This window comes from Buttiauxella gaviniae ATCC 51604 (assembly GCF_001654835.1).
Lineage (GTDB): Bacteria > Pseudomonadota > Gammaproteobacteria > Enterobacterales > Enterobacteriaceae > Buttiauxella > Buttiauxella gaviniae.
In genome coordinates this window covers 1-428 of record NZ_LXEP01000109.1, presented here as the reverse complement: position 1 = coordinate 428, position 428 = coordinate 1, and the positions used below count along the sequence as shown (strand labels likewise).

At 51.9% G+C, this 428-nt stretch carries 1 pseudogene; it reads left to right on the top strand.

The annotated features are described in order from the left end of the window. Positions 1-428: pseudogene (locus M977_RS25975) on the top strand (hypothetical protein); the annotation flags it as partial.

The following is a 428-nucleotide window of genomic DNA, read 5'->3' as shown; positions in this document are numbered from 1 at the left end:
GTGCCAGGGCAGAAGTCAGTAGCGAAGAAGGGTGCTAACACTGATATCACTAGTCTGGGTGGGTTAACCACTGCATTAAGTGTAGGCCAGGGTGGTACAGGCGGGAAGACGCAGTCGGAGGCTCGCGCGGGCATAGGTCTGGGAACTGCATCAACTAGAAATACAGGAACCGCGCAAGGAGATGTTTCTGTCGTTGGTCAGTTTGGCCTTGGTGGCCAGGCCGTACTTTTAAATAACGCGGATATTGCTAATCCTATAACAGGTTCACAATTGTTCATGTACGGAGGGGGGACGAGTGGTTACTGGACCCAGTGGGGGGCAGGGGTAAAACTTAACTATGGAGGATCACACAACTTCCATATATATCTGGCGGGTGACGACGCAACGCTTTTGACCCTGGTTCATAATTTTGCAGCAGGAACTCCCCC